We start from the raw sequence: 21,713 nt of genomic DNA, 5'->3' as shown, positions 1-21,713 counted from the left end.
AAGCAGGTAACGAGTATCTCAATCAAAAACTCAAGCTTACAACAAGCTACCCCACTTGTGATTTTGGCGTGTTAATTTGCAAAAACTCTTGTATCCGTTGTAGATAAGTTGGTACATCTTCCAACATTGGGAAATGCGCTGTGTTGGGAATCATCACAAATTCTACTTTGTCACTCAGTGCAGCTGCTTGACGCCCCATCTCGGCTGGAATAATCTTGTCATACTCCCCCGCCACCAGTAGAGTCGGCACTGTCAGCTTGGCAAACTCTTGCGGCATCACTTCAGCTTGAGCCTTACTGACTGAAGTAAAAATTGTCCCTAAAGCCGCATCGTAATCTGCTTCGAGAAAATCTTCTAAAAAAGCTTGCCGTTCAGAATGTGGTATGGAACTATATAAAAATCTGGCCATAAACATCCGGTCAACAAATGGAATTTTACTTAACCATTTGGGACGGAATTTCACTACATAGCCACCGAATTTATGAAAGGCACTAAACGATTTTTCATCGTACTCGAAAATACCGCTACAAGTTAAAATTCCTCGTTCTACTCGTTCGGGATAGCGGTTAAAAAATAAAGTGGCAACAGAAGCACCCATTGAATGAGCATGGATATAAACACGCTGAATATGCAACCCATCTAGCAAAGCTGCCAAATCATCAGCGTATTCCTCTAATTCATAGGTTAACTCTCTGATTGCCTCTGATTCTTCCTGTGGTGACTCAGATTCAGCAACAGCTTCACTTGCTTGGGCGATGGTTGGCTTTCCACGAGAACGGCCAAATCCCCGCAAATCGTAGAGTAAACAATCAAATTGCTCTGATAAAGCATCAGCAGTATTTTGCCAATATCTAGCCGAACCAGCCCAACCGTGCATGAAAACCATCACTGGTTTTACCAGAGAACCGGATGGTTTTTTCATCCATTCGTAGTAATGCTCAACGCCACGAACATTAATATAAGGCATTAGTCATTTTTCCTTTGTCAGTTGTCATTAGTCCCTGGTACATGGTTATTATTCCTTATTTTTTGACCAATGACTAATGACTATTAAGCTGATTCTGGCTTCGGTAGTGAAGATGGATGTATTATCAGTTCGGCAGTCGATCGCTTCTCGACCATTTCCCTTGTAACTGTACAGCGCGTCACATCCTTACGGGATGGTAACTCATACATTACATCCAACATCAATTCTTCGACAATACCACGTAATGCTCTCGCACCAGTTTTACGGCGGTAAGCTTCTTGAGCGATCGCTCGCAAAGCATCTGCTTTAAAATCTAGCTGGACATTATCCATCTTCAGCAGCTTTTGGTACTGCTTCACTAAGGCGCTACGTGGTTGTGTGAGAATCGCCATCAGCGCTTCTTCATCTAGCGGATCTACTACTGCTACCATTGGCATCCGCCCAATAAATTCTGGAATCAGGCCAAATTTTACTAAATCATCCGGTTCTAGATGGCGAAGAGTGTCTGCTGCTCGTTTCTCCTTCGATTGACCTTCTCCCGGTTGCACAAAGCCGATTGCTTTTTTGCCAACTCTCTGATCTACAATCTTTTCTAAGCCCACGAAGGCACCACCACAGACGAACAATATATTACTTGTATCAATCTGGATGCAGTCTTGATAAGGATGCTTGCGCCCTCCTTGGGGTGGTACATTAGCGATCGTTCCCTCTAACATTTTCAGCAAGGCTTGCTGCACGCCTTCGCCAGAAACATCACGGGTAATTGACGTGTTCTCGCTCTTACGAGCAATTTTGTCAATTTCGTCAATGTAAATAATTCCCCGTTGCGCTTCCTCTATATCTAAATCTGCCACCTGCAACAGTCGCAGCAAGATATTTTCCACATCTTCTCCCACATACCCCGCTTCCGTCAGCGTCGTTGCATCAGCGACAGCAAAGGGTACATCGAGGATTTTCGCTAGGGTTTGCGCTAAGAGAGTTTTGCCACAACCAGTCGGGCCAATTAACAATATGTTGGATTTTTGCAGTTCTATCGCATCATCCGCCCCAGGTTTGCCACTGGCTTTAGACTGAATGACTGCCAGCCGCTTGTAGTGATTGTAAACAGCTACTGACAGAACTTTCTTCGCTTCGTCTTGACCAATAACGTGTTCGTCTAGATACTTTTTAATCTCTCTTGGCTTGGGTATTTGATTAAACGAAATACTAGCAGAGTGAGTACGCCGTTTTTCAGGTGGCTCTGCTCTTGGTGCTGGTTGTGCTGCCGCACCATTGGTATCGAGTAACTCCTCGTCTAGTATTTCATTACACAAGTCAACGCATTCATCGCAGATGTAGACTCCCGGCCCTGCGATTAATTTACGCACCTGCTCTTGAGACTTGCCACAAAATGAACATTTCAAATGGGAGTCGTACTTAGACATACCAGCCTCTTATTTCAGAATGGTGACGTTTTCCCCTGCTACGGGAAGATTTTGCCTGGAAATGACCTGATCAATCAAACCGTAGTTTTTTGCCTCTTCTGCCGACATAAAAAAGTCGCGCTCAGTATCTGCTTCAATTCTTTCTAAGGGTTGACCAGTATGGTGAGCCATTAACTGATTCAACTTGGCCTTAACGTAAAGAATTTCTCTAGCTTGAATTTCAATGTCAATGGCTTGACCTTGAGCGCCACCAAGTGGTTGGTGAATCATAATCCGGGAGTCGGGCAGAGACATTCGCTTACCGGCAGCTCCTGCTGTCAACAAAAATGCCCCCATGCTCGCGGCTAATCCAAAACAGATGGTAACAACATCAGGGCGAATTTGCTGTATTGTATCATAGATTGCCATCCCTGCGTAGACGGAGCCGCCAGGAGAATTAACATACAGTTGGATGTCTTTTTCTGAGTCTTCGGCGTCTAGGAATAACAATTGAGCCACAATTGAGTTGGCTACGGCATCGTCTATTGGCGTTCCTAAAAAGATAATCCGCTCTCGCAGCAGGCGGGAGTAGATGTCGAAAGCTCTTTCTCCCATGCCAGACTGCTCTATCACCATCGGCACGATGTTGCTAGGACCGCTTAACTGGGAGTTAATGTTTATTCGACTTAAGTTGCTGATTGGGGAATTTCCCGACTGCGATTCAAGCATACAAGCTTTCTTTGACGATTATTTAGGACAAATGTTTCAGCAGCAGATGCTGCCTTTTCAACGAATGGAATTTTTATAAGCTACGTGTTAACCATTATGCCTCATATAATTTCCTCTCGTGTAACACAGTATCAAGCTCAAGTGATAACAGGTGTCACTATTTGCCGAAAATTCATTAATTCTTTAATTATTTTGACTTCATCTCTGAATCATGGGGCATTGGGCATTGGGCATTGGGAAAGAGGAGGCAGAAGTTGTTTAATTTTGAATTTTGAATTGATTTCTCCCTCATCTGCCTTAGCTTACCCATTTCACCAGTACTTTAACTCAGAACTGGTGAACTCATGACTGTGGGATTTTTTATTATCCTTCTGTAACTTGTGTGGAAGCTTCGCTGTTTTCTTCCTCAGTCTGAGGTGCATCAACATCTGATTCTGCGTCTTCTGTTTCCTCCGCAGGACTCAAGGAACCTTCCGGTACAAGTTCAACTGACGAGTGTTCTAAGAGCCAATCGACGATTTTTCCGGTTAACAATTCGTTTTCCACGATTGAGCGCAGTTTATCTTCATCAACGTCTTGTTCCTCCGAGTACTGCTCCAAAAGTTCTGTGACTCTGGCTGCGATTTCTTCTGGTGTTACCTCGATAGATTCGCGTTTGCCGATTTCCCGTAAGGATAAGGAGCGTTTGATGCGTTCAATTGCTTCAGTACGCGATCGCTCCCGCAATTGCGGAATAATATCTTGAGTAAACAGCTTTCTCACATCCAATCCCTGCTGAGACAGCCGGATTGCTGTTTGCGTTAGCATCGCATCCACTTCTTGCTCAATCAATGTTGCTGGTAAGTCAACTTCTACGTGCTTGAGCAGTTCTGTTAACAAGGCTTCCTGCTTATTGGTTTTTGTTTTGTCGTCTGCCTCTTTTTGATATCGCTCTACCAAAGAAGCACGTAACTCCTCTAAGGTTTCAAAATCGCTGATTTCCTGGGCTAAATCATCATTTACTTCTGGTAGTTCCTTTTCTTTGATTTCTTTGAGCGTCACGGTGAAAGTTGCCGCTTTTCCAGCTAATTCTTCATTAGCATACGGATCTGGGAACTGTGCCGCAATTTCTTTGGTTTCTTCAGGATTCATCCCCACTATTCCCGAAATAAAGCCTGGAATAAACTTATCTTCCTGCAATTCAACTTGAAAATCAGTTGCTTCGGCTCCGGGAATCGGTTCTAATTCAGCTGTTTCGTCCTCGCCCTCAACTCTGGCGAATGAACCTTTAAAATCGACTACGGCAATATCGCCGATTTGGGCCGCACGCCCTTCCACAGGAATCAATGTCGCCAATTCTTGACGTTCCTTATCCAGCGTATTCTCCACTCGCTCTGGATCGAACTTGACTTCTTCAGCCTTGGCTTGTAAATCAGTGTACTGCACTAGATTCACTTCTGGTTCTACATCGACAGCAGCCGAAATTGTCAGGGGTTTTCCCGGTTCATAATTATTAATCAAATCCTCAAAAGAGGAGCGCAATTGCGGCTGACCGATTGCTGGAATGGCTTCTTGTTTGACTGCTTGCTCAATGCCATCTTGAATTAGTTCTTCCAGCGCCGCTGCCTTGATTCGAGTTGTACCCAGCCGTTGTAGTAATATCGGTCTAGGCACCTTGCCTTTACGAAACCCAGGAATATTGGCAGTACTCGCTAAGTTTTTAATGACCTGTTCGTAAGTTTGCTTGGTAATTTCCGACGTAATCTCTATTTCCAGGCCAATTTGGCTGGCGGGAAGTTTTTCCTGGGTGACTTTCATGCTTCGTCTCTAGTTTTCTGGTATTTTATACTCCGAGTACACACAAGACGCAATAAAATAATTGTTTGCGTTTATGGCTTGATGTCTCTTAGGGGCAATGGGAATTTGCCAAAAGGTCTTGTGACATCCAACGATGGATGTTTGTCCTGGGGCAAAGATCCAGTTTACTGCCAATGACCAAGGACTTGACATTTTACCTTCATAACAATTTGGTTAATGGGGCATTGGGCATTGGGCATTGGTTATTCTCCATCTTTACCTTGCTTTCCCTGCTCCCTCATTATTCCTCCACTCCCCACTCCCTACTCCCCTCTCACTCTAAAACTTAGGAATTAATTATTCAGTGGGCTAACGCCGTGATATCCTTGTTCTCAAAGAGTGGTTAGTACGCCCAGGTTAAAGTTATAGTATTGAGTCTAGCTATTATCTAGCTATTATTAAGTTGTGTGTGGTACAAGAGCGCATCTGTTACCTAACCACGTAGCTCAGTTTTACATTGTGCTAGCTTTATACATTTCGATCTTAGTATATTCATCTTGGTAAGAACTTTGCAGCCAATACATTTGTTTCTTTACAGGTAGGATGCCTGTTAAACGCCTAAGTGCAGATATCTCCATTTTTCTGCTAAATGGCGGTTTGTTGTATAATATATAGTTAAATTAAAATGAAAAAATTAAATCAACATTGTTTTAAAAGGCAACATTACTTAACTTATTAAAAAACCAAAAAAAATAAATTTAGATATATAAAGATAGACTAAATTAGAGAAAAATCTAAACGTATTAAAAATGTATTCCCAGACTGCAATCGCTATTTATATATAAGATAAGTAAATTCTCAATTGTTCCAAGAAATTGCAGATAAGTCTCTTAAAGGAGGAAGGAAGTTTGTCGAAATCCTACCGTTTAGCTATTTTGGGAGCGACTGGTGCAGTTGGCACAGAGTTGCTGGAATTATTAGAAAGTCGTGATTTTCCGGTTGCTGACTTGAAGTTATTGGCATCAGAGCGGAGTGTCGGGCGATCGCTGCGGTTTAAAGGTGAAAATATACCAATAGAGCAAGTTCGCGATCGCACTTTTGAAAATGTCGATATAGTACTAGCTAGTGCAGGTGGTTCCACATCCAAAACTTGGGCAGCAGTTGCTGTCGAAAAGGGTGCAGTGGTAATTGATAACTCCAGTGCCTTTCGGATGAACCCAGAAGTTCCCTTAGTAGTTCCAGAGGTGAATCCCCAAGCCGCAGCGAATCACCAAGGCATTATTGCTAACCCCAACTGCACAACGATTTTAATGGCTGTGGCAGTCTGGCCATTGCATAAAGTTAAACCAGTGCAACGCATCGTCGCTGCAACCTACCAATCTGCTAGTGGTGCTGGGGCTAGGGCAATGGCAGAAGTCAAAACCCAAACAAGCGCTATACTACAAGGACAGCCACCGATTGCCGAAATATTGCCTTACCCATTGGCATTTAATTTATTCCCGCATAACTCCCCATTAAACGATTTGGGTTATTGTGAGGAAGAAATGAAAATGGTCAATGAAACCCGAAAAATATTTGGCACGCAGCAAATCAGAATCACTGCAACCTGTATACGGGTTCCCGTACTCCGCGCTCACTCAGAAGCCATTAATTTAGAATTTGAGACTCCCTTTAGTGCGAAGGAAGCCAGAGAAATTTTAAATTCCTCACCTGGAGTAAAATTGGTCGAAGATTGGGGAACTAATCATTTTCCGATGCCCATTGAAGCAACAGGTCAAGATGAAGTTCTAGTGGGAAGAATTCGTCAGGATATTTCTCATCCTTGTGGGTTGGAATTATGGTTGTGTGGCGACCAAATTCGCAAAGGCGCAGCATTGAATGCAGTACAAATCGCTGAGTTGTTGGTAGAGAAAAATCTATTCAAACCATTAGCTATTAGTCATTAATCATTGGTCATTGGCCATTGGTAAAGTGACAAAGGACAAATGACTAATGACAAAGTAAAAATGACACTTGAAAGCAATTTGCAAATAGGTTATTACAATAGAGAACCACCAAGATACAAAAACATGGGTAATCAGGAGTGAAAAAAGGGTGGGAGATTTTGGCAATGTTTTAACCGCTATGATTACACCATTTAAAGCAGATGGTAGTGTCAACTATGATGTAGCGGCAGAACTGGCGGCGCATCTAGCTAACAACGGTACAGATACATTGGTGATGTGCGGCACAACAGGAGAATCCCCGACACTAAGTTGGGATGAGGAATACCAGTTGTTTGTCGAGGTATTGCAGTCTGTAACTGGAAAAGCCAAGGTAATTGCAGGTTGTGGATCAAATTCCACCAAAGAAGCGATCGCAGCCACCCAAAAAGCGTCTAAGATAGGAGTACATGGTTCCTTACAAGTTGTTCCTTATTACAACAAACCGCCACAAGCGGGATTGGAAGCGCACTTTAAGGCGATAGCACAAGCCTGTCCCGACTTACCGTTGTTGTTATATAATGTCCCCGGTCGTACCGGACAAAACCTTCAGCCAGAAACAGTTGCCCGGTTAGCTGAGGTTAGCAATATTGTCGGGATTAAAGAATCTACTGGTAATATAGATCAGGCAAGCGAAATTCGTCGCTTGACACCAAAAGAATTCCACATCTATTCTGGTGATGATTACATGACTTTGCCCTTGTTAGCGATCGGGGCAAAGGGTGTGGTAAGTGTAGCTTCTCATCTGGTAGGAAACCAACTACAGCAGATGATTCAAGCTTTTAGTGCAGGAAAAATTGAGGTAGCAAGCGACATTCATCTCCAACTTTTCCCGTTGTTTAAAGCTCTATTTCTCACTTCAAATCCCATTCCAGTGAAAAAAGCACTGAAACTTCAAGGTTGGGAGGTTGGTTCAACTCGTCCGCCGCTATGTGAAGCTGATTTAGAAGTCAGTCAAAAGTTAGAAGCGGTTCTGAAAGAACTTAGTTTAATCTAGCCACCAGCTATTGAAATGCTGGTAGTATCCTCCTTGCCAAAGATACATATAAACAAAGATCATAATTGTTCATAAGTTGCAATTTAAAAACCTGTGCTAGGACTGATAGATATACTATGAATCCTTGAGTTTTACAGTTGATTTTATTGAATAAAAAATTGAAATCTTCAATTAAAACTTGATTGCTTTGGGACTGACTTAAGAGGCAGATGATGTTGTCTTAAATACAAGTTCGTTAACTATCAACTTAATTAACCACAAGTAACAATCTAAGGAGAAAATGGCTAAAAACGAAGCTAATAATTCCGCCTTGAAAATTATTCCTTTGGGCGGTTTGCATGAAATTGGTAAAAATACCTGTCTTTTTGAATATGACGATGAAATTATCCTGTTAGATGCAGGATTGGCTTTTCCCACAGAGGCGATGCATGGTGTCAATATTGTTTTACCAGATACGACCTATCTGCGGGAAAATCGCCACAAAATTAAAGGGATGATCGTTACTCATGGTCATGAAGACCATATTGGCGGGATTGCCTTCCATCTCAAGCAATTTGATATCCCGGTGATTTATGGGCCCAGACTAGCAATGGCAATGCTAGAGGGTAAATTAGAAGAAGCAGGAGTCCGCGATCGCACAGAAATTAGAACAGTTCTACCACGTGATGTAGTGCGGATTGGCAAAAACTTTTTAGTCGAATATATCCGTAATACCCACTCCATCGCTGATAGTTTCACTGTTGCCATTCATACTCCCCTGGGTGTAGTTATTCACACAGGGGATTTTAAAATTGACCATACCCCAGTAGATGGTGAAAAGTTTGATTTGCAACGCCTAGCAGAACATGGTGAAAAAGGTGTTCTTTGTTTGCTAAGTGATTCTACTAACTCCGAAGTACCAGGATTTACGCCTTCAGAACGTTCAGTTTATCCCAATCTGGAGAGAGTATTTAGTCAAGCACCTGGACGATTATTTGTCACAACCTTTGCTTCTAGTGTCCATCGCATCAACATGATTTTGGATATCGCCAAGAAGCAGAACCGTGTAGTGACAGTTGTCGGGCGTTCTATGCTGAACTTGATTGCTCATGCCCGCAATTTAGGTTACATCAAGTGTGAAGATAATCTGCTGCAACCATTGCACGCCGTCCGCAATCTACCCGATGAAAGAGTACTGATTTTAACTACAGGTTCTCAGGGTGAATTAATGGCAGCCATGACCCGCATTGCCAACAAAGAACATCCTCACATTAAAATCCGCGAAGGAGATACGGTAGTATTCTCTGCTAACCCAATTCCCGGAAATACGATCGCTGTAGTCAACACCATTGATAAATTAATGATTCAGGGTGCAAAAGTGGTCTATGGACGGGATAAAGGGATTCACGTCTCCGGTCACGGCTGTCAGGAAGAACAAAAACTGATGATTGCCTTAACTCGACCCAAATTCTTTGTGCCATTTCACGGCGAACATCGGATGCTAGTGAAGCACGCAGAAACGGCTCAGAGTATGGGCATTCCCGCAGAAAACATGATTATCATTCAGAATGGTGATATTGTCGAACTGACAGAAGATGCCATTCGCGTAGCTGGTAAAGTGCCATCTGGTATTGAATTGGTAGATACTACTAGTTCGGGTATGGTAAGCGCCAAAGTGCTGCAAGAACGGCAACGCATGGCTTCAGAAGGTATTATCACGATCGCAGCTGCCATTGATTGGAATGGTAAACTGTTGGCAAAACCAGAAACTCACCTTCGGGGTGTAGTAACAAGTGTAGAGCGATCGCTTTTACAAACCTGGGTAAAACAACGCATTGAAGAAATCCTCTCTGTGCGCTGGACAGAATTTGCTCCTAGCGAAGGTGAAGCAGCAGATATAGACTGGGGTGGATTGCAAGGTACTTTAGAACGAGAATTGCAACGTTCCATCCGTCGGGAATTACAATGTCAGCCATCTGTGACTTTGTTGATGCAAATCCCTGATGAGCCACCTGTAAAAGTTGCTGATGGCAGAAGACGGCGCACTCGGACTGCTGCTCAGGTAGCATCATAGAGAATTTAAGGTAAAAATCTCACCCACAAGCGCAAAGACGCAGAGTTTTTCTGAACGTCTTTGCGCTTTGGCATGAGAGTTAGAGAAAAATCATTTACCTTGATAGAGGTTGAGTAGTGGTGGGTATAACCAACTGTCTCTAAATTGCTGATTTATTATTCTGATATCCATTTCCAGAAACAGTAAGCACTATAACCAACTGCTGCGGCTGCAACTGCTGGTGCTGCAACTGTGATAGCTACACCTGCTGCCATACCACCGCCAACTGTCGCTCCAACAGCGGCTAACCCTGAAGTGATTCCAGCAGCACCGAGACCAGCAACGCTTCCAGCAGCTGCAACAGCACCAACGGCTCCTACAGTACCAGCAGCAGCCCCAACAGTCGTCATCGTTCTGCCAACAGCACGAGCTTCTCGCTCCTCGCTAGTGAGATTTTCGTTATCTTCTAAAACACTATTCATTGCCAGGGTTGTTATAGCAGCAGGAGCCATACCAAGTGCGCCAATGCCCGCAACAGCTCCCCCACCAACAACTCCACCAACTGTAGCTAGACCTGACATAATCCCGGCTCCACTTAGTCCAGCTGCGGCTCCGGCAGCACTGACAACACCAATACTACCTGCAACTGCGGCTCCACTTACAGATGCTCCTCCTGTAACTGCTCCAGCATTTTTTACTTGTTCGCTTGCATGTATACCTGTCTTACACCATGTAGCGAAGTGTTCACAATTATTACCAAACAGGTCATAAATATTTTCTCCCAATCGGCTTTCGGCACGTTGAATTACAACATCAGGTAAGTCACAATTACCATACTCTCTCACAAATACTATTTTTCCAGATGCAAATAAATCCCAAGAAACACGAGAAATATTTCCCTGATTTTTTGTGTAGTGGATGACTGTACCATCACCACAGTCGATACCATGATGGCTGTAACCACCATAATTAAAGTAAATATGATCGCCTATTTTCATACTTTAGTCGTCTTTAATACTCAGTTTATGTTGAAAGCAACCTAATGATTAATTGCCTAAAATATTTGTGACACAATGAAGCTGCCGATTACAACAGTGCTTAAACCGAATTAGCTTAAAAAACTAAAATCATTTTTTTATACGTTTAATATTTATTCATAAGATAAATTACTTAAAAAATAAATTTTTTAAGTAGTTCTTTATAAATTACTGAGTCCAATTTTGAGTAAGTAATCGTCACTGCAACCTAAGTTTTGTGAAATGCAATCGATTCTACTCGATTAAAAATCACTACTTCTACGGTATTCAGCCAGCGATGAACAAGACACACTTACGTGAGAAAGTGGGAACACGGAGAGGAGAAATGCCTTCTAGGATATTACTGATGTTTATACTTAGCAAAAATTCTTTCAAAAAGACCTTATATTAAGTTCTGTAAATGTTACACTAAAACCTATCCAATGATGGATGTCTTTATTAAAATTTAAACTGTGTCAAGTTATGAACAAGATCGTAATATTACACTACCGATCCCCAGAAATTTGCGATTAACTTGACGTAGTAATAAATTAGGTTCTGACTTAAGTGGCTAATCAGGTATTACATTATATCGCAGTCAGGACGCGATTTTTCCGGGAAAGTTCGTTGCCACGTTGTATATATTCATCAAAAAGGTGAATAGCCTCAATAACACAGAGGGTTAACCATGAAGGTATTCGACAATACCACAAAAAAGATTTTTCTGGCAAGCTGGGTATCAATCAATCAAGCAGAGACTACTGACCATAAAGCAACCCAGCTTAACCATTCTCCTTCCAAGCCTTACTGGGGTATTCTCCAACCCTTACGGCAGCGAGTAGAAAACATTAAAGTCCGCGATCGCCAACTAGCTCACCGCTTGTGCAAACTGATTCCATCTCAGTGCCCCTTTGAGCGCGATGTCAAATTATTTGGGAAGACCTTGTTTCACATCCCACCCATGTGCAAGCTCAACCCCTTATATGAAGAAGTGGTTGGTTTACGTTTCCGAGCGTTGTGCTATCTAGCCGACGAGTGTGGCGAAGATGTATCGCAGTACTGCTAATACTGAGATATGAGAGCTGAGGTAAAAGTAATGAGTCAGGAGTAACAGGTCGGGGATCAATAATATAACTCCTAACTCCTAACTTCTAACTATTTTTTTACTATTTCTTTACTATTTCTTTTGCCATTTTTGAATGGCATCTTGAGCATCTTCGTAAGCGCCTGTCTCCTCTGGCACTAAAGCTGCGGTGGCAATTGCAGCATTACGTTCTCCTTCGGCAGCGCGACGTTTGGCCAAGTCTAAAATTTTCTCACTCCATTTATTGATCGATTTTTGGGCAGTATCGAAGCCTGGTTGATCGGCTGGTACTTTCTTGGCAACTTCGATCGCCCGATTGTAGGTAGATGCCTGTTCAGACTTAATTAAGGCGTTCGCTGCATCTAAAAGAGTTTTGTTACTCACATACTGCTTACCCTCTAAGCGCCACAGGTTAATTGCTGCTTGTGCCTTCGCGTAGGGGGCTTCATCTTTGGTAATTAATCGAGCAGCAGCAATAGCGGTGGCATACTGTCTTTGTTTAGCACGACCTTCTGCTAAATTTAAAATCATCTGGCTCCAAATCTTAATATTCTCCTGAGCTTGTTCGTACAGTGGTTCACCGGGTTGAATTTTCCGGGCTGTAGCGATCGCCATGCTCAAATCACTCGCCTGAGTTTGTCTGAGCGACATTTTCGCCAGGTCTAAAACTGCTTGATTTCGCTTTTTTGACTGGGAACTAGAAGTTATTTGAGCGCTAGATTGGTTGTTAAGTCTAACTGCTGGAGTGCGATCACTTGGTAAATTCTCGACAACCTGGCGATCGCTAACAGAAGCATTGGGTGATGTACTTGATATTTGCTTAATTCTAAAAGTTTCTTGATTACGCAGAAAAACTACGGCGATTAAACCTGCTACCAGCAAGCTGCCTCCGCCCCACAAGATAAACTGTTTCCAAAAAGGGATGCTTGGCTGATTTGCTGGCAATCGAGAGACGTAACCTTTAGAGGAATTGGGGATAAATCTTCCTCTGGTATTCACTCCCAACGAAGTTTTTGCCATTGGTTGGGAAACTAAGCTGCCTCCTGACTCCTGGACTTTTTGACCTTTCACCTGTTGGGAGGAGTTCACACTAACTTCTCCCCGTCTGCCCCGATCTGCTGAAGTTCTAGGGGAATCATCGAGGGGAGGAGCTGCAAGGGCAACAGCAAAGGATTCTTCCGGATAAATCACTGATTCTGATTGAAAATCACTTTCCATTGCCAATTTTGGCAAGATTACTTGCTGCCTTGATGGGATGATAGTGGCAGGGTTTTGGATCGGACGCCAGTGGTGGTGACATAACTTTGGCACAATCAGGCTTAGGTAGCTTTCTAAATCTGCCAAGTTGCTGCCATTACCAGAACGTAAAGCTTCTAATAAAGCTGCTGTAAAGAATCCGTGACCTAGTTCGCTACTCTCATGGGAAAATTGCTCTGGTTGGCAAGAAAGAATTGTCGCCAGTTGTAGTTCTTGGGCTAGTTCTATTGTTTCTTCACCAACGGGAGCATCCGCTTGGGTACCAAAAGCACGGTTGATATCGAGTAGTAGTAATACATTTAAGTCAGCAAGTTGCAGACTTTGCATTAGCGATCGCAATTCTATGCCAGTCTCTTGCACGAGTTCGGGGTTGCCCTCTGCTGGCATTAAGTAATCTTTGCCCTTGTAATTGACTCCATAACCGCTAAAGAATAACCACAGATAGTCTTCCGGTTGCCAACTTGTTGCTGCCAAATCTTCAAGCAGCAGCAAAATATTCTCCTTTGTCGGGTAAGTCGATCTATCCCCAATCGGCGGCGAAGTATCTGTCATGACTTGACAGTGCTTGGGGAGAAAACCTGCCTCTGTCACCAAAAAATCTTCTAGTGCCTCAGCATCTGCTTGGGCACAACTTAAAGGTTGAAATAACTGATATTGATTGATACCAATCGCGATCGCCCAGTAATTTGCCATCCCGCTCTTTGTCAGTTATTGTTGTTTGCTGGTCTTAAAATTGCGGTTGGCTTTGCCAAAAAAACAAAGCTAACCTATGTCTTATAGTCTAGGTGATTCTGATTGAATCTTAAGTTAGAATGTAATTTTTATTACGTTAATTAGCCGGAAAATACCTTTACCTAATTTCAATAACAGATCATTACTAAGGAGATAGAAGGTCATGAGCAAAATTTCTGCTCACCTACCATCATCGCTCGCTCCCTTTTCAGTTATTAGCCAAATTGCCAGAAGAATCCGGATAATTCCTTTAGTAGTTTTGCTCATATCTACTGTTCCTGCGTGGTTTTTGATGGAAGCGATCACACCGCAGGTTGTGCGAGCTTACACCGCTAGAGTCGATCTAGCTATTGACCGCCTGCCGGAAGAAAACTATGAAACCGTTCTCAGGAGGGCGGAAGCGGTCGCTAGGGCAGCTGCTCAAAGGAGCTTCGACCAAGATATCTTGGTGACAGATGTTTCCATCATTGTGTCCGTACAAAATTATGGAGCGATCGCACCAGTCCTGACATTAGATGTCAGTCGTCCTCAATGGCGATCGCGTCCCGATGCTCAAAATTGGGCGACTTACTTCAAAACTGCACGATCTCTACTTTTCTTTGAAAATAACTCTAATCAAGTTCCAGCAGCTAGCGCTGTGTCAACGCCAAAATGAAGGGTTGAACTAGAAGTCTGAGCCAAAGCTTTCTTGGCTCGGAACCTTGGGGGATTTAAAGAAAGTCATTCTTGCTGTTCCCGCGTCCTGGCGTCAGTCTTAACCCAACTTACTTATTCCTGACTCAACTGTTGTCCTTGGCGTCAGTGGATGGCCTAGAATAAGAAGGTTGTCAAGAATCGCGATATCTGCTGACATGGCTGTTCCTAAGAAGAAAACTTCAAAATCAAAACGAGATAAACGTCGAGCTACCTGGAGGCACAAAGCCGTCGTCGAAGCTCAGAAAGCCCTATCTCTAGGCAAGTCGATTTTGACTGGACGTTCTACATTTGTATATCCAGCTGCTGAAGAAGAGGAAGAAGAATCATAATTTCCCAGTCAGGAAAAGCATGAACAGCACCGATAGATTTGATTGCTAAAGTTATCAATCAAACTTCTTACCACTGGATAAATGCTTTTTATTAGCTTTCCTGATGGCATTATGAATCGTAAATACTCTACACAAGCTCATTAGATCGAAAAAATTGGTAGTGAGTAATTGGGAACATCCATTACCCATTACCTATCATCCATGAGTCACGATCAAGTAATCATATAAAGAGTAAAACGTCTGGTGGTGTTGGCAACTCAGCAAAAAAATTTATAAATATCTTGAGAAAACTTATTTTTCTCCAACTATGATAGGAAAATTTTTTCAGAAACCAGGCAAAGAAGAAGGCGAGCGCGTTCCTCCTGGTCAACACTTAGCTAAAGGTTTCCCCGTATTAACTTACGGTGAAACTCCCCAAGTTAGCATTGAGGAATGGGAGTTTCGAGTTTGGGGTTTAGCGAAATCTGCTACCTTTAGTTGGTCAGATTTTATGGCGCTACCTCAACACGAATTTACAGCCGACTTCCACTGTGTAACGCGCTGGTCTAAACTCGATGTCAAATGGACTGGCATAAAAGTGACAGATTTCATGGGTCTGATTGAATTAGACCCGAAAGTAGCCCACATTATGGAACACTGCTATGGCGGCTACACCACCAATATTTCTGTAGAAGATTTTCTGCGCGAAGAAAACTTCTTTGCTTTTAAAGTTTTTGGTGAAGACCTTCCATCTGAACACGGTGGCCCGATGCGGCTAGTTGTGCCCCACCTCTACGCTTGGAAAAGTGCTAAGTGGATTAATGGGTTGGAATTTTTAGCTGCTGAAGAACTTGGTTTTTGGGAGCGCAATGGCTACCATCGCCGTGGTGAACCCTGGGCTGAGGAACGTTACAGCAACGCTTTTGGGTTTTAGATTTTGGATTGAAGGAAAAATTTAAAATTGGCAGAGTTAGGAGTTATAGATTTTTCTTTCTCACTCATAACTCCTAACTTTTTTAACCCAGAAGTTTCTTTATGAGTGGCAATTTGCCCTGATATGGAGCGTATCGCCATTTTAAATCGAGCCAGAAGGAGTTTTGCAATACACTTTTCTTGTGGGAAAAGGTGTCAAAGCTAGCTTTGCCGTGATAGTTGCCGATACCGCTATCTCCCACTCCACCAAATGGTAAAGACGAGACACCAACCTGCATAACTGTGTCATTAATACAGACTCCACCAGAGGAAGTTTCCTGTAAAACTCGCTTTTGCACGTTTTTGTCTTGAGAAAATAAATACAATGCCAAGGGTTTAGGTCTAGAGTTAATCAAGGCGATCGCTTCTGCAATGTCAGTATATTCAATGATCGGTAAAATAGGCCCAAAAATTTCTTCCTGCATTACAGAATCTTCTAGTGAGACATTATCAATTAGTGTTGGGGCAATATAACGCTCTGAAGGTTGATTTTCTCCACCGATGATAACTTTTCCATCTTTGAGAAAACTCACCAACCTTTCAAAGTGTTTTTGACTGATAATCCGGGCATAATCAGGACTGTTTACAGGATTATCGCCATAAAATTCTTTTAAAGATTTTTCCAGACCATCTATTAAATCTTTTTTGATTGTTTTATTAACTAAAAGATAGTCGGGGGCTATACAAGTTTGTCCAGCATTAATAAATTTGCCCCAACTAATTCGTCTGACAGTGTGTTCCAGATTAATGTCAGTATCTACAATGCAAGGACTTTTCCCACCCAATTCTAAAGTCACTGGTGTGAGATATTTTGCTGCTGCTGCCATGATGATTTTGCCGACAGCCGTACCACCAGTAAAAAAGATGTGGTCAAACTTTTCTGCTAGTAGTTTTTGACTTGCTTCCACGCCTCCTTCAACTACTGCAAGATAAGCAGGGTCAAAATGTTTGGCAATAATCTTAGCTATGATATCAGACGTATGAGAAGCAATTTCTGAAGGTTTAATAATTGCACAATTTCCAGCGGCGATCGCACCTATTAACGGTGAGATAATTAACTGAAATGGATAGTTCCAAGGCCCAATAATTAAGACAACCCCTAACGGTTCTGGATAAATTCTCGCTGAGTAGGAAAAAAAATCCCAGGAAACCGCTGCTTTTTCGGGTTTAGTCCAGTTTTGAAGATGTTTGATGGCGTAATCAATATCCTTAATTACGCTGATTTCTGTAAGGTAAGTTTCTACTTCTGGTTTATGTAAATCCGCTTGTAATGCTTCGACTATTGACTGTTCATGCTCAATGATTGCTTGCTTAAGATTTTTCAACTGTTCAATGCGAAAAGTTACATCTTTAGTTTTGCCCGTTTGAAAAAACTCTCGCTGATTCTGGATAATATCGCCAATATTAGATAATTCAGTGGTAATCATTGTTTTGTCCTATCAAAAAGTATTTATTTAATACTAATGCTGTTATCTCAGCATATTTGATTCGTCAATTCTTAGCGTTTGATTTTCCAATTGATTTTTTTAGTTTAAATTATCGGTAGATAGTAGTAAGGTTATAAATCATGAATTGCTAGGATAAAAAACTCTACAATTCCTAATTTCTAATTACTAATTTTCTCATGTTTTAGTGGGTAGAAGCACAATAAATACACTACCTTTGCCCAACTCAGAATTAAGCAAAATAATGCCTTGATGTGCTTCGACAATTCGACGAGCAAGATACAGTCCTAAGCCACTACCAGAACTCTTATGACTGCCTTGGCGAAATCGTTCAAAGATGGTGGCTTGTTCTTCAGGGGGAATACCTGGGCCGGTATCCGCTATTTCAATTCTAATGTAGTCAACGGAATTGGATGTTTCAGAGAACTGAGATTGATTACTTTTGTTGAACTGGCGTTGGGAAGTAAAACGAATAGTAACAGACCCGGAGTCGGTAAATTTGATCGCATTTCCGATGAGGTTGGTAAATAGACGATGCAGTTCCAAGCGATCGCCCATCACTGTGTTTGTGATTGACTTTTCAGTAACGTCCAAATTTAGGGACAGTGTTTTATCTTGAGCTAAAGGTGACAATTCTCCAGTCACTTCATCTAGCAATTGACCTAGATTAACTGGTTGAAACGCCAAACTTTTGCGACCTGCTTCAAAACGATAAACTTCCAATAAAGTATTTACCATAGAAAGCAGGTTGATATTGCTACGGGCCATGATGGCGATTACTTCCTGCATTTGCGTTGATAATGTTCCCAATGCACCTTGCTGAAATAGCATCAACATACGATCGGCGGCTACTAAGGGAGTGCGTAAGTCGTGGGTAAGGCGGGAGACAAAATCTTCTCGCTGACGGGCAATTTCATCACGTTCATCCATACTATGCTTCAAACGCAGGAGCGATCGCACCCTTGCCAGCAATTCATCTACTGTTACAGGTTTGCGGATAAAATCATCAGCACCCAAATCTAATCCGTGGGCGACGTTGGGCGCATCGTGGGCAGTGATCAGCAATATGGGGATGTATTGCGGCAATTTCATCTCTCCACGAATGTGCTTAGTGACTTCATACCCGTCCATACCTGGCATCATCAGATCCAGCAGAACCAAGTCACAAGGAGAAGCTTTCAATTCTGCCAAGGCCGAAATCCCATTTTCTGCGGTGCTAATCGTGTAACCCTCTTCTTCCAAAATAGTTTTGATCAAAAACACGTTATCAGGAGAGTCATCGACAACTAGAATTTTGTCAGAGCGAGAAGATTGTGAAGTCATAAAGATGCAAAGTACAGGATAAAAGTAAATTTTTAGGGAAACTGGTTTATTGGTATAGTTTTTTAGATACTTCTCTTAAGTAAACTTCCTCCAAAGAAAAATTTTTACCAAAAAATTTATATAAATGCATTTTAAAAACTACTTTACTTACTTTTTAGCAGATAGCTACAAGCTAATTGAATTATGGCTCGTAAACTTCTAGAACTGAATACAGAGGATAGTGACACTATTGTGGTAGCAATTTAGTAAACAAATATGTGACTAATTTATGTAACAGCTACTGACGAGTCGCCTGTAAAAAAAGTAAAGGCTAGCTTCGATTCTGTACATTGCAAGAAAATATAGTCAAATTTATCAAAATTTCTGGATATTGATCCGACTATGCCAACTTTGCCAGCAGCCAGTAAAAATGCCAGATTTTTCATCAGCTATCGCAGTCAAGATCCAGATTTGAGCCTGGCCCATAATTTTTATGAAGCTCTTAAAGCTGCTGGACACGAAGCATTTATGGCGGGCGAGAGTATTCGCTTGGGGGAAAAATGGCCTCAGCGCATTGATGAAGAATTAAAACTGTGTGATTACTTTTTGTTGCTTTTGTCTGAGCGATCGGCAACTAGCGAGATGGTGACAGAAGAGGTGAGACAGGCCAAGCAGTTACGGGATGGCAGCGATAAGCATAAGCCAGTGATTTTGCCCATTCGCGTTAACTTCTCTTGGAGTGCGCCACTGAATTATGATTTGCGGGGCTACTTACAACAGGTTCAGCAGCGAGAGTGGAATTCACCTGCCGATACTTCCAAAATTTTACAGGAAATTTTTAGTTTACTGGCAGACGGTGATGTAAAAAGATTGGCAGATGGAGAGATGAGTAGTGATTTTTTCCCTTCATCACCCCCTCACTCTCTCACTCTCTCACCGCCTCTACCAGTGGCGGAACCAGAATTGCCTGAAGGACAGGTGGATTTGGCTTCGGCGTTTTATATTGAGCGTCCTCCCAGCGAATCTCGGTGCTACGAGGCAATTTTGAAGCCAGGATCTCTGATTCGGATCAAAGCGCCCCGGCAGATGGGTAAAACCTCACTCATGGCGCGGATTCTTCATCAAGCGTCACAACAAGATTATCTAACCGTGCCCTTGAGCTTTCAATTGGCAGATGGAAAGGTTTTTGCAGATGATTTAGATAAGTTCCTTCAGTGGTTTTGTGCCAGTGTGGGACGGAGGTTGAGGCTACCCAACAAGTTAGCAGGTTACTGGGATGATATTTTTGGCAGTAAGGACAATTGCACCGCTTATTTCGAGGAATATCTTTTGCCAGAAATCAACCAACCCTTAGCATTGGGATTGGATGAAGTCGATCGTATATTTCAATATCCCGAAATTGCTAATGACTTTTTTGGGCTGTTACGCGCTTGGCATGAAGATGCTAAAAACCGGGATATTTGGAAAAAATTGCGGTTGGTAGTAGTGCATTCCACAGAAGTTTATATTCCAATGAATATCAATCAATCGCCGTTTAATGTAGGCTTGCCAATTGAATTACCAGAGTTTAACACCCAACAGGTTCTTGATTTGGCACGAAGGCATGGACTCAATTGGAGTTTTACCCAAGTTGGACAACTAATGGCAATGGTGGGAGGGCATCCCTATCTTGTACGAGTGGCACTTTATCATATTGCCAGGCAGGATATTACGCTCAATCTGCTTTTGCAAACAGCCCCCACAGAAGCTGGCCCTTATAGCGACCATTTACGTCGGCATTTGTGGAATTTAGAACAGCGTCCAGAATTAGCTGCTGCTATCAAAAAGGTAGTTGCCAATACTAGCCCAGTTCGGTTGAATTCGATACAATGCTTTAAATTACTCAGCATGGGCTTATTACAACAGCAAGGAAATGATGTAACGCCACGTTGTGATTTGTATCGTCAATATTTCCGCGATCGCTTGAGAGTTAGCTGATGAACATAGAACAAAACCCAGCTTATGAATATCAAGTTGGTGGCAGTTTACCAATTGATGCCCCCAGTTATGTAGTGCGACAAGCAGATAGAGATTTGTATGAGGCATTGAAAGCTGGGGAGTTTTGTTATGTTTTAAATTCACGGCAGATGGGTAAGTCTAGCTTGCGAGTGCAAATCGCATTTTGTTTATTGGGAGTAGCTACTCCCTCGGATTTGATTAGAGATAAAAAGCGTACACCATTTAATATAGGTCAAGCAATTGAATTAAAAGGCTTTGAATTTCATGAAGTTCAACCTTTACTTGAGGGATTGGTAGGTAAAGTCAATAATCCTCAAGCAATTCTGCAAGAAGTTATAGATTGGACGGGTGGGCAACCATTTCTTACTCAGAAGCTTTGTAAGTTAATTCCAAAATATATAGAAGTTCCAGAATTAGAAAATTTGGTACGATCTTACATTATTGATAATTGGAAATATCAGGATGATCCAGAACATTTTCGGACGATACGCGATCGGATTTTGCAAAATGAACAGCTTGCTGCACAGATGCTGGGGCTTTATCAGCAGATTTTACAGCAAGGTGAAGTAGCAGGTGCTAAAACTCTTGAACAGATAGAATTACGACTATCTGGTTTGGTAGTTGAACAACAAGGTAAATTAAGGATTTATAACAAAATTTATAAATGTGTATTTAACCAGAGTTGGGTCGATGAAGCATTAGCTGATTTACGACCATACGCTGAGGCAATAACAGCTTGGTTATTGTCTAGCTCTAATGACGAGTCGCGTTTATTACGAGGACAGGCATTACAAGATGCTCAAGAATGGGCAATAGGTAAACAATTAAGTAATGAAGATCATAAGTTTTTAAATACTAGCCAAAAATTTGACAGGAGAATACTTCTTGCACAACTTGATATAGCTCGTGAGGAAGGAGAAAGAGCCAAAAGCGAGTTTCTGGCTAATGTATCCGATGAAATCCGTACCCCCCTCAACGGTATGATTGGCTTTTTGAAGCTGATTTTAGAAGGGATGG

The 21,713-nt window shown here is 42.2% G+C and carries 17 protein-coding genes; 9 read left to right on the top strand and 8 right to left on the bottom strand.

Annotation, left to right across the window (positions count from 1 at the left end; translation table 11 throughout):
- Positions 1-46 precede the first annotated feature (46 nt).
- The 4 genes from HWQ40_RS04555 to tig form a co-directional block, all read right to left on the bottom strand.
- Positions 47-967 carry an alpha/beta hydrolase gene (locus HWQ40_RS04555; protein WP_292775234.1) on the bottom strand — a complete coding sequence of 307 codons (921 nt, stop codon included), beginning with the start codon at positions 965-967 and terminating at the stop codon, positions 47-49.
- Between the two features lie 83 nt (positions 968-1,050).
- Complete coding sequence (gene clpX, locus HWQ40_RS04550; protein WP_292775233.1) at positions 1,051-2,391, bottom strand: ATP-dependent protease ATP-binding subunit ClpX; 1,341 nt, start codon at positions 2,389-2,391, stop codon at positions 1,051-1,053.
- 9 nt (positions 2,392-2,400) lie between these two features.
- A complete protein-coding gene (gene clpP / locus HWQ40_RS04545) occupies positions 2,401-3,099 on the bottom strand; it encodes an ATP-dependent Clp endopeptidase proteolytic subunit ClpP (protein WP_292775232.1) in 699 nt (232 codons plus the stop codon).
- Between the two features lie 363 nt (positions 3,100-3,462).
- The gene (gene tig / locus HWQ40_RS04540) at positions 3,463-4,896 is read right to left on the bottom strand and encodes a trigger factor (RefSeq protein WP_292775231.1); all 1,434 of its coding nucleotides are present in this window, start codon (positions 4,894-4,896) and stop codon (positions 3,463-3,465) included.
- Positions 4,897-5,783: 887 nt separating this feature from the next.
- Here tig and HWQ40_RS04535 point away from each other — a divergent pair.
- From HWQ40_RS04535 to HWQ40_RS04525, 3 genes are all read left to right on the top strand, one after another.
- The gene (locus HWQ40_RS04535; protein ID WP_292775229.1) at positions 5,784-6,821 is read left to right on the top strand and encodes an aspartate-semialdehyde dehydrogenase; all 1,038 of its coding nucleotides are present in this window, start codon (positions 5,784-5,786) and stop codon (positions 6,819-6,821) included.
- Positions 6,822-6,969: 148 nt separating this feature from the next.
- A complete protein-coding gene (dapA, locus tag HWQ40_RS04530) occupies positions 6,970-7,854 on the top strand; it encodes a 4-hydroxy-tetrahydrodipicolinate synthase (RefSeq protein WP_292775228.1) in 885 nt (294 codons plus the stop codon).
- Positions 7,855-8,134: 280 nt separating this feature from the next.
- Entirely contained in the window at positions 8,135-9,907 is a 1,773-nt protein-coding gene (locus HWQ40_RS04525) for a ribonuclease J (RefSeq protein ID WP_292775227.1), read from the top strand.
- Positions 9,908-10,062: 155 nt separating this feature from the next.
- On the opposite strand, the gene HWQ40_RS04520 is transcribed toward HWQ40_RS04525, so the two are convergent.
- Entirely contained in the window at positions 10,063-10,884 is an 822-nt protein-coding gene (locus HWQ40_RS04520; RefSeq protein ID WP_292775225.1) for a lecithin retinol acyltransferase family protein, read from the bottom strand.
- 706 nt (positions 10,885-11,590) lie between these two features.
- On the opposite strand from HWQ40_RS04520, the gene HWQ40_RS04515 reads away from it, so the two are divergent.
- On the top strand, positions 11,591-11,968 hold the full coding sequence (locus HWQ40_RS04515) for a Mo-dependent nitrogenase C-terminal domain-containing protein (protein WP_292775223.1): 378 nt from the start codon (positions 11,591-11,593) through the stop codon (positions 11,966-11,968).
- Between the two features lie 111 nt (positions 11,969-12,079).
- Here HWQ40_RS04515 and HWQ40_RS04510 read toward each other — a convergent pair whose 3' ends face one another.
- Positions 12,080-13,936 carry a caspase family protein gene (locus HWQ40_RS04510; RefSeq protein ID WP_292775222.1) on the bottom strand — a complete coding sequence of 619 codons (1,857 nt, stop codon included), beginning with the start codon at positions 13,934-13,936 and terminating at the stop codon, positions 12,080-12,082.
- Positions 13,937-14,138: 202 nt separating this feature from the next.
- Here HWQ40_RS04510 and HWQ40_RS04505 point away from each other — a divergent pair, with 202 nt between their 5' ends.
- The 3 genes from HWQ40_RS04505 (at position 14,139) to HWQ40_RS04495 (ending at position 15,913) form a co-directional block, all read left to right on the top strand.
- Entirely contained in the window at positions 14,139-14,630 is a 492-nt protein-coding gene (locus HWQ40_RS04505) for a hypothetical protein (protein ID WP_292775221.1), read from the top strand.
- A gap of 196 nt (positions 14,631-14,826) precedes the next feature.
- Entirely contained in the window at positions 14,827-15,000 is a 174-nt protein-coding gene (gene rpmF / locus HWQ40_RS04500; RefSeq protein ID WP_094328804.1) for a 50S ribosomal protein L32, read from the top strand.
- Positions 15,001-15,307: 307 nt separating this feature from the next.
- A complete protein-coding gene (locus HWQ40_RS04495; protein WP_292775220.1) occupies positions 15,308-15,913 on the top strand; it encodes a sulfite oxidase-like oxidoreductase in 606 nt (201 codons plus the stop codon).
- A gap of 82 nt (positions 15,914-15,995) precedes the next feature.
- On the opposite strand, the gene HWQ40_RS04490 is transcribed toward HWQ40_RS04495, so the two are convergent.
- Together HWQ40_RS04490 and HWQ40_RS04485 are read right to left on the bottom strand one after the other, a co-directional pair.
- Positions 15,996-17,378: an aldehyde dehydrogenase gene (locus HWQ40_RS04490; RefSeq protein ID WP_292775218.1), complete on the bottom strand. Its 1,383-nt coding sequence runs from the start codon at positions 17,376-17,378 to the stop codon at positions 15,996-15,998.
- Between the two features lie 195 nt (positions 17,379-17,573).
- Positions 17,574-18,719: a hybrid sensor histidine kinase/response regulator gene (locus tag HWQ40_RS04485; protein ID WP_292775216.1), complete on the bottom strand. Its 1,146-nt coding sequence runs from the start codon at positions 18,717-18,719 to the stop codon at positions 17,574-17,576.
- Positions 18,720-19,100: 381 nt separating this feature from the next.
- Between HWQ40_RS04485 and HWQ40_RS04480 the strand changes: the two genes are divergently transcribed.
- Together HWQ40_RS04480 and HWQ40_RS04475 are read left to right on the top strand one after the other, a co-directional pair.
- Positions 19,101-20,675: an AAA-like domain-containing protein gene (locus HWQ40_RS04480; RefSeq protein ID WP_292775214.1), complete on the top strand. Its 1,575-nt coding sequence runs from the start codon at positions 19,101-19,103 to the stop codon at positions 20,673-20,675.
- On the top strand, positions 20,675-21,713 hold a 1,039-nt coding region (locus tag HWQ40_RS04475; protein WP_292775212.1), incomplete at its 3' end, for an AAA-like domain-containing protein. The genes HWQ40_RS04480 and HWQ40_RS04475, both read left to right, overlap by 1 nt.

It is taken from the genome of Nostoc sp. NMS9 (assembly GCF_017114995.1).
Lineage (GTDB): Bacteria > Cyanobacteriota > Cyanobacteriia > Cyanobacteriales > Nostocaceae > Nostoc.
The sequence above is the reverse complement of the archived record's forward strand: the minus strand, read 5'-3'. Positions and strand labels throughout refer to the sequence as shown.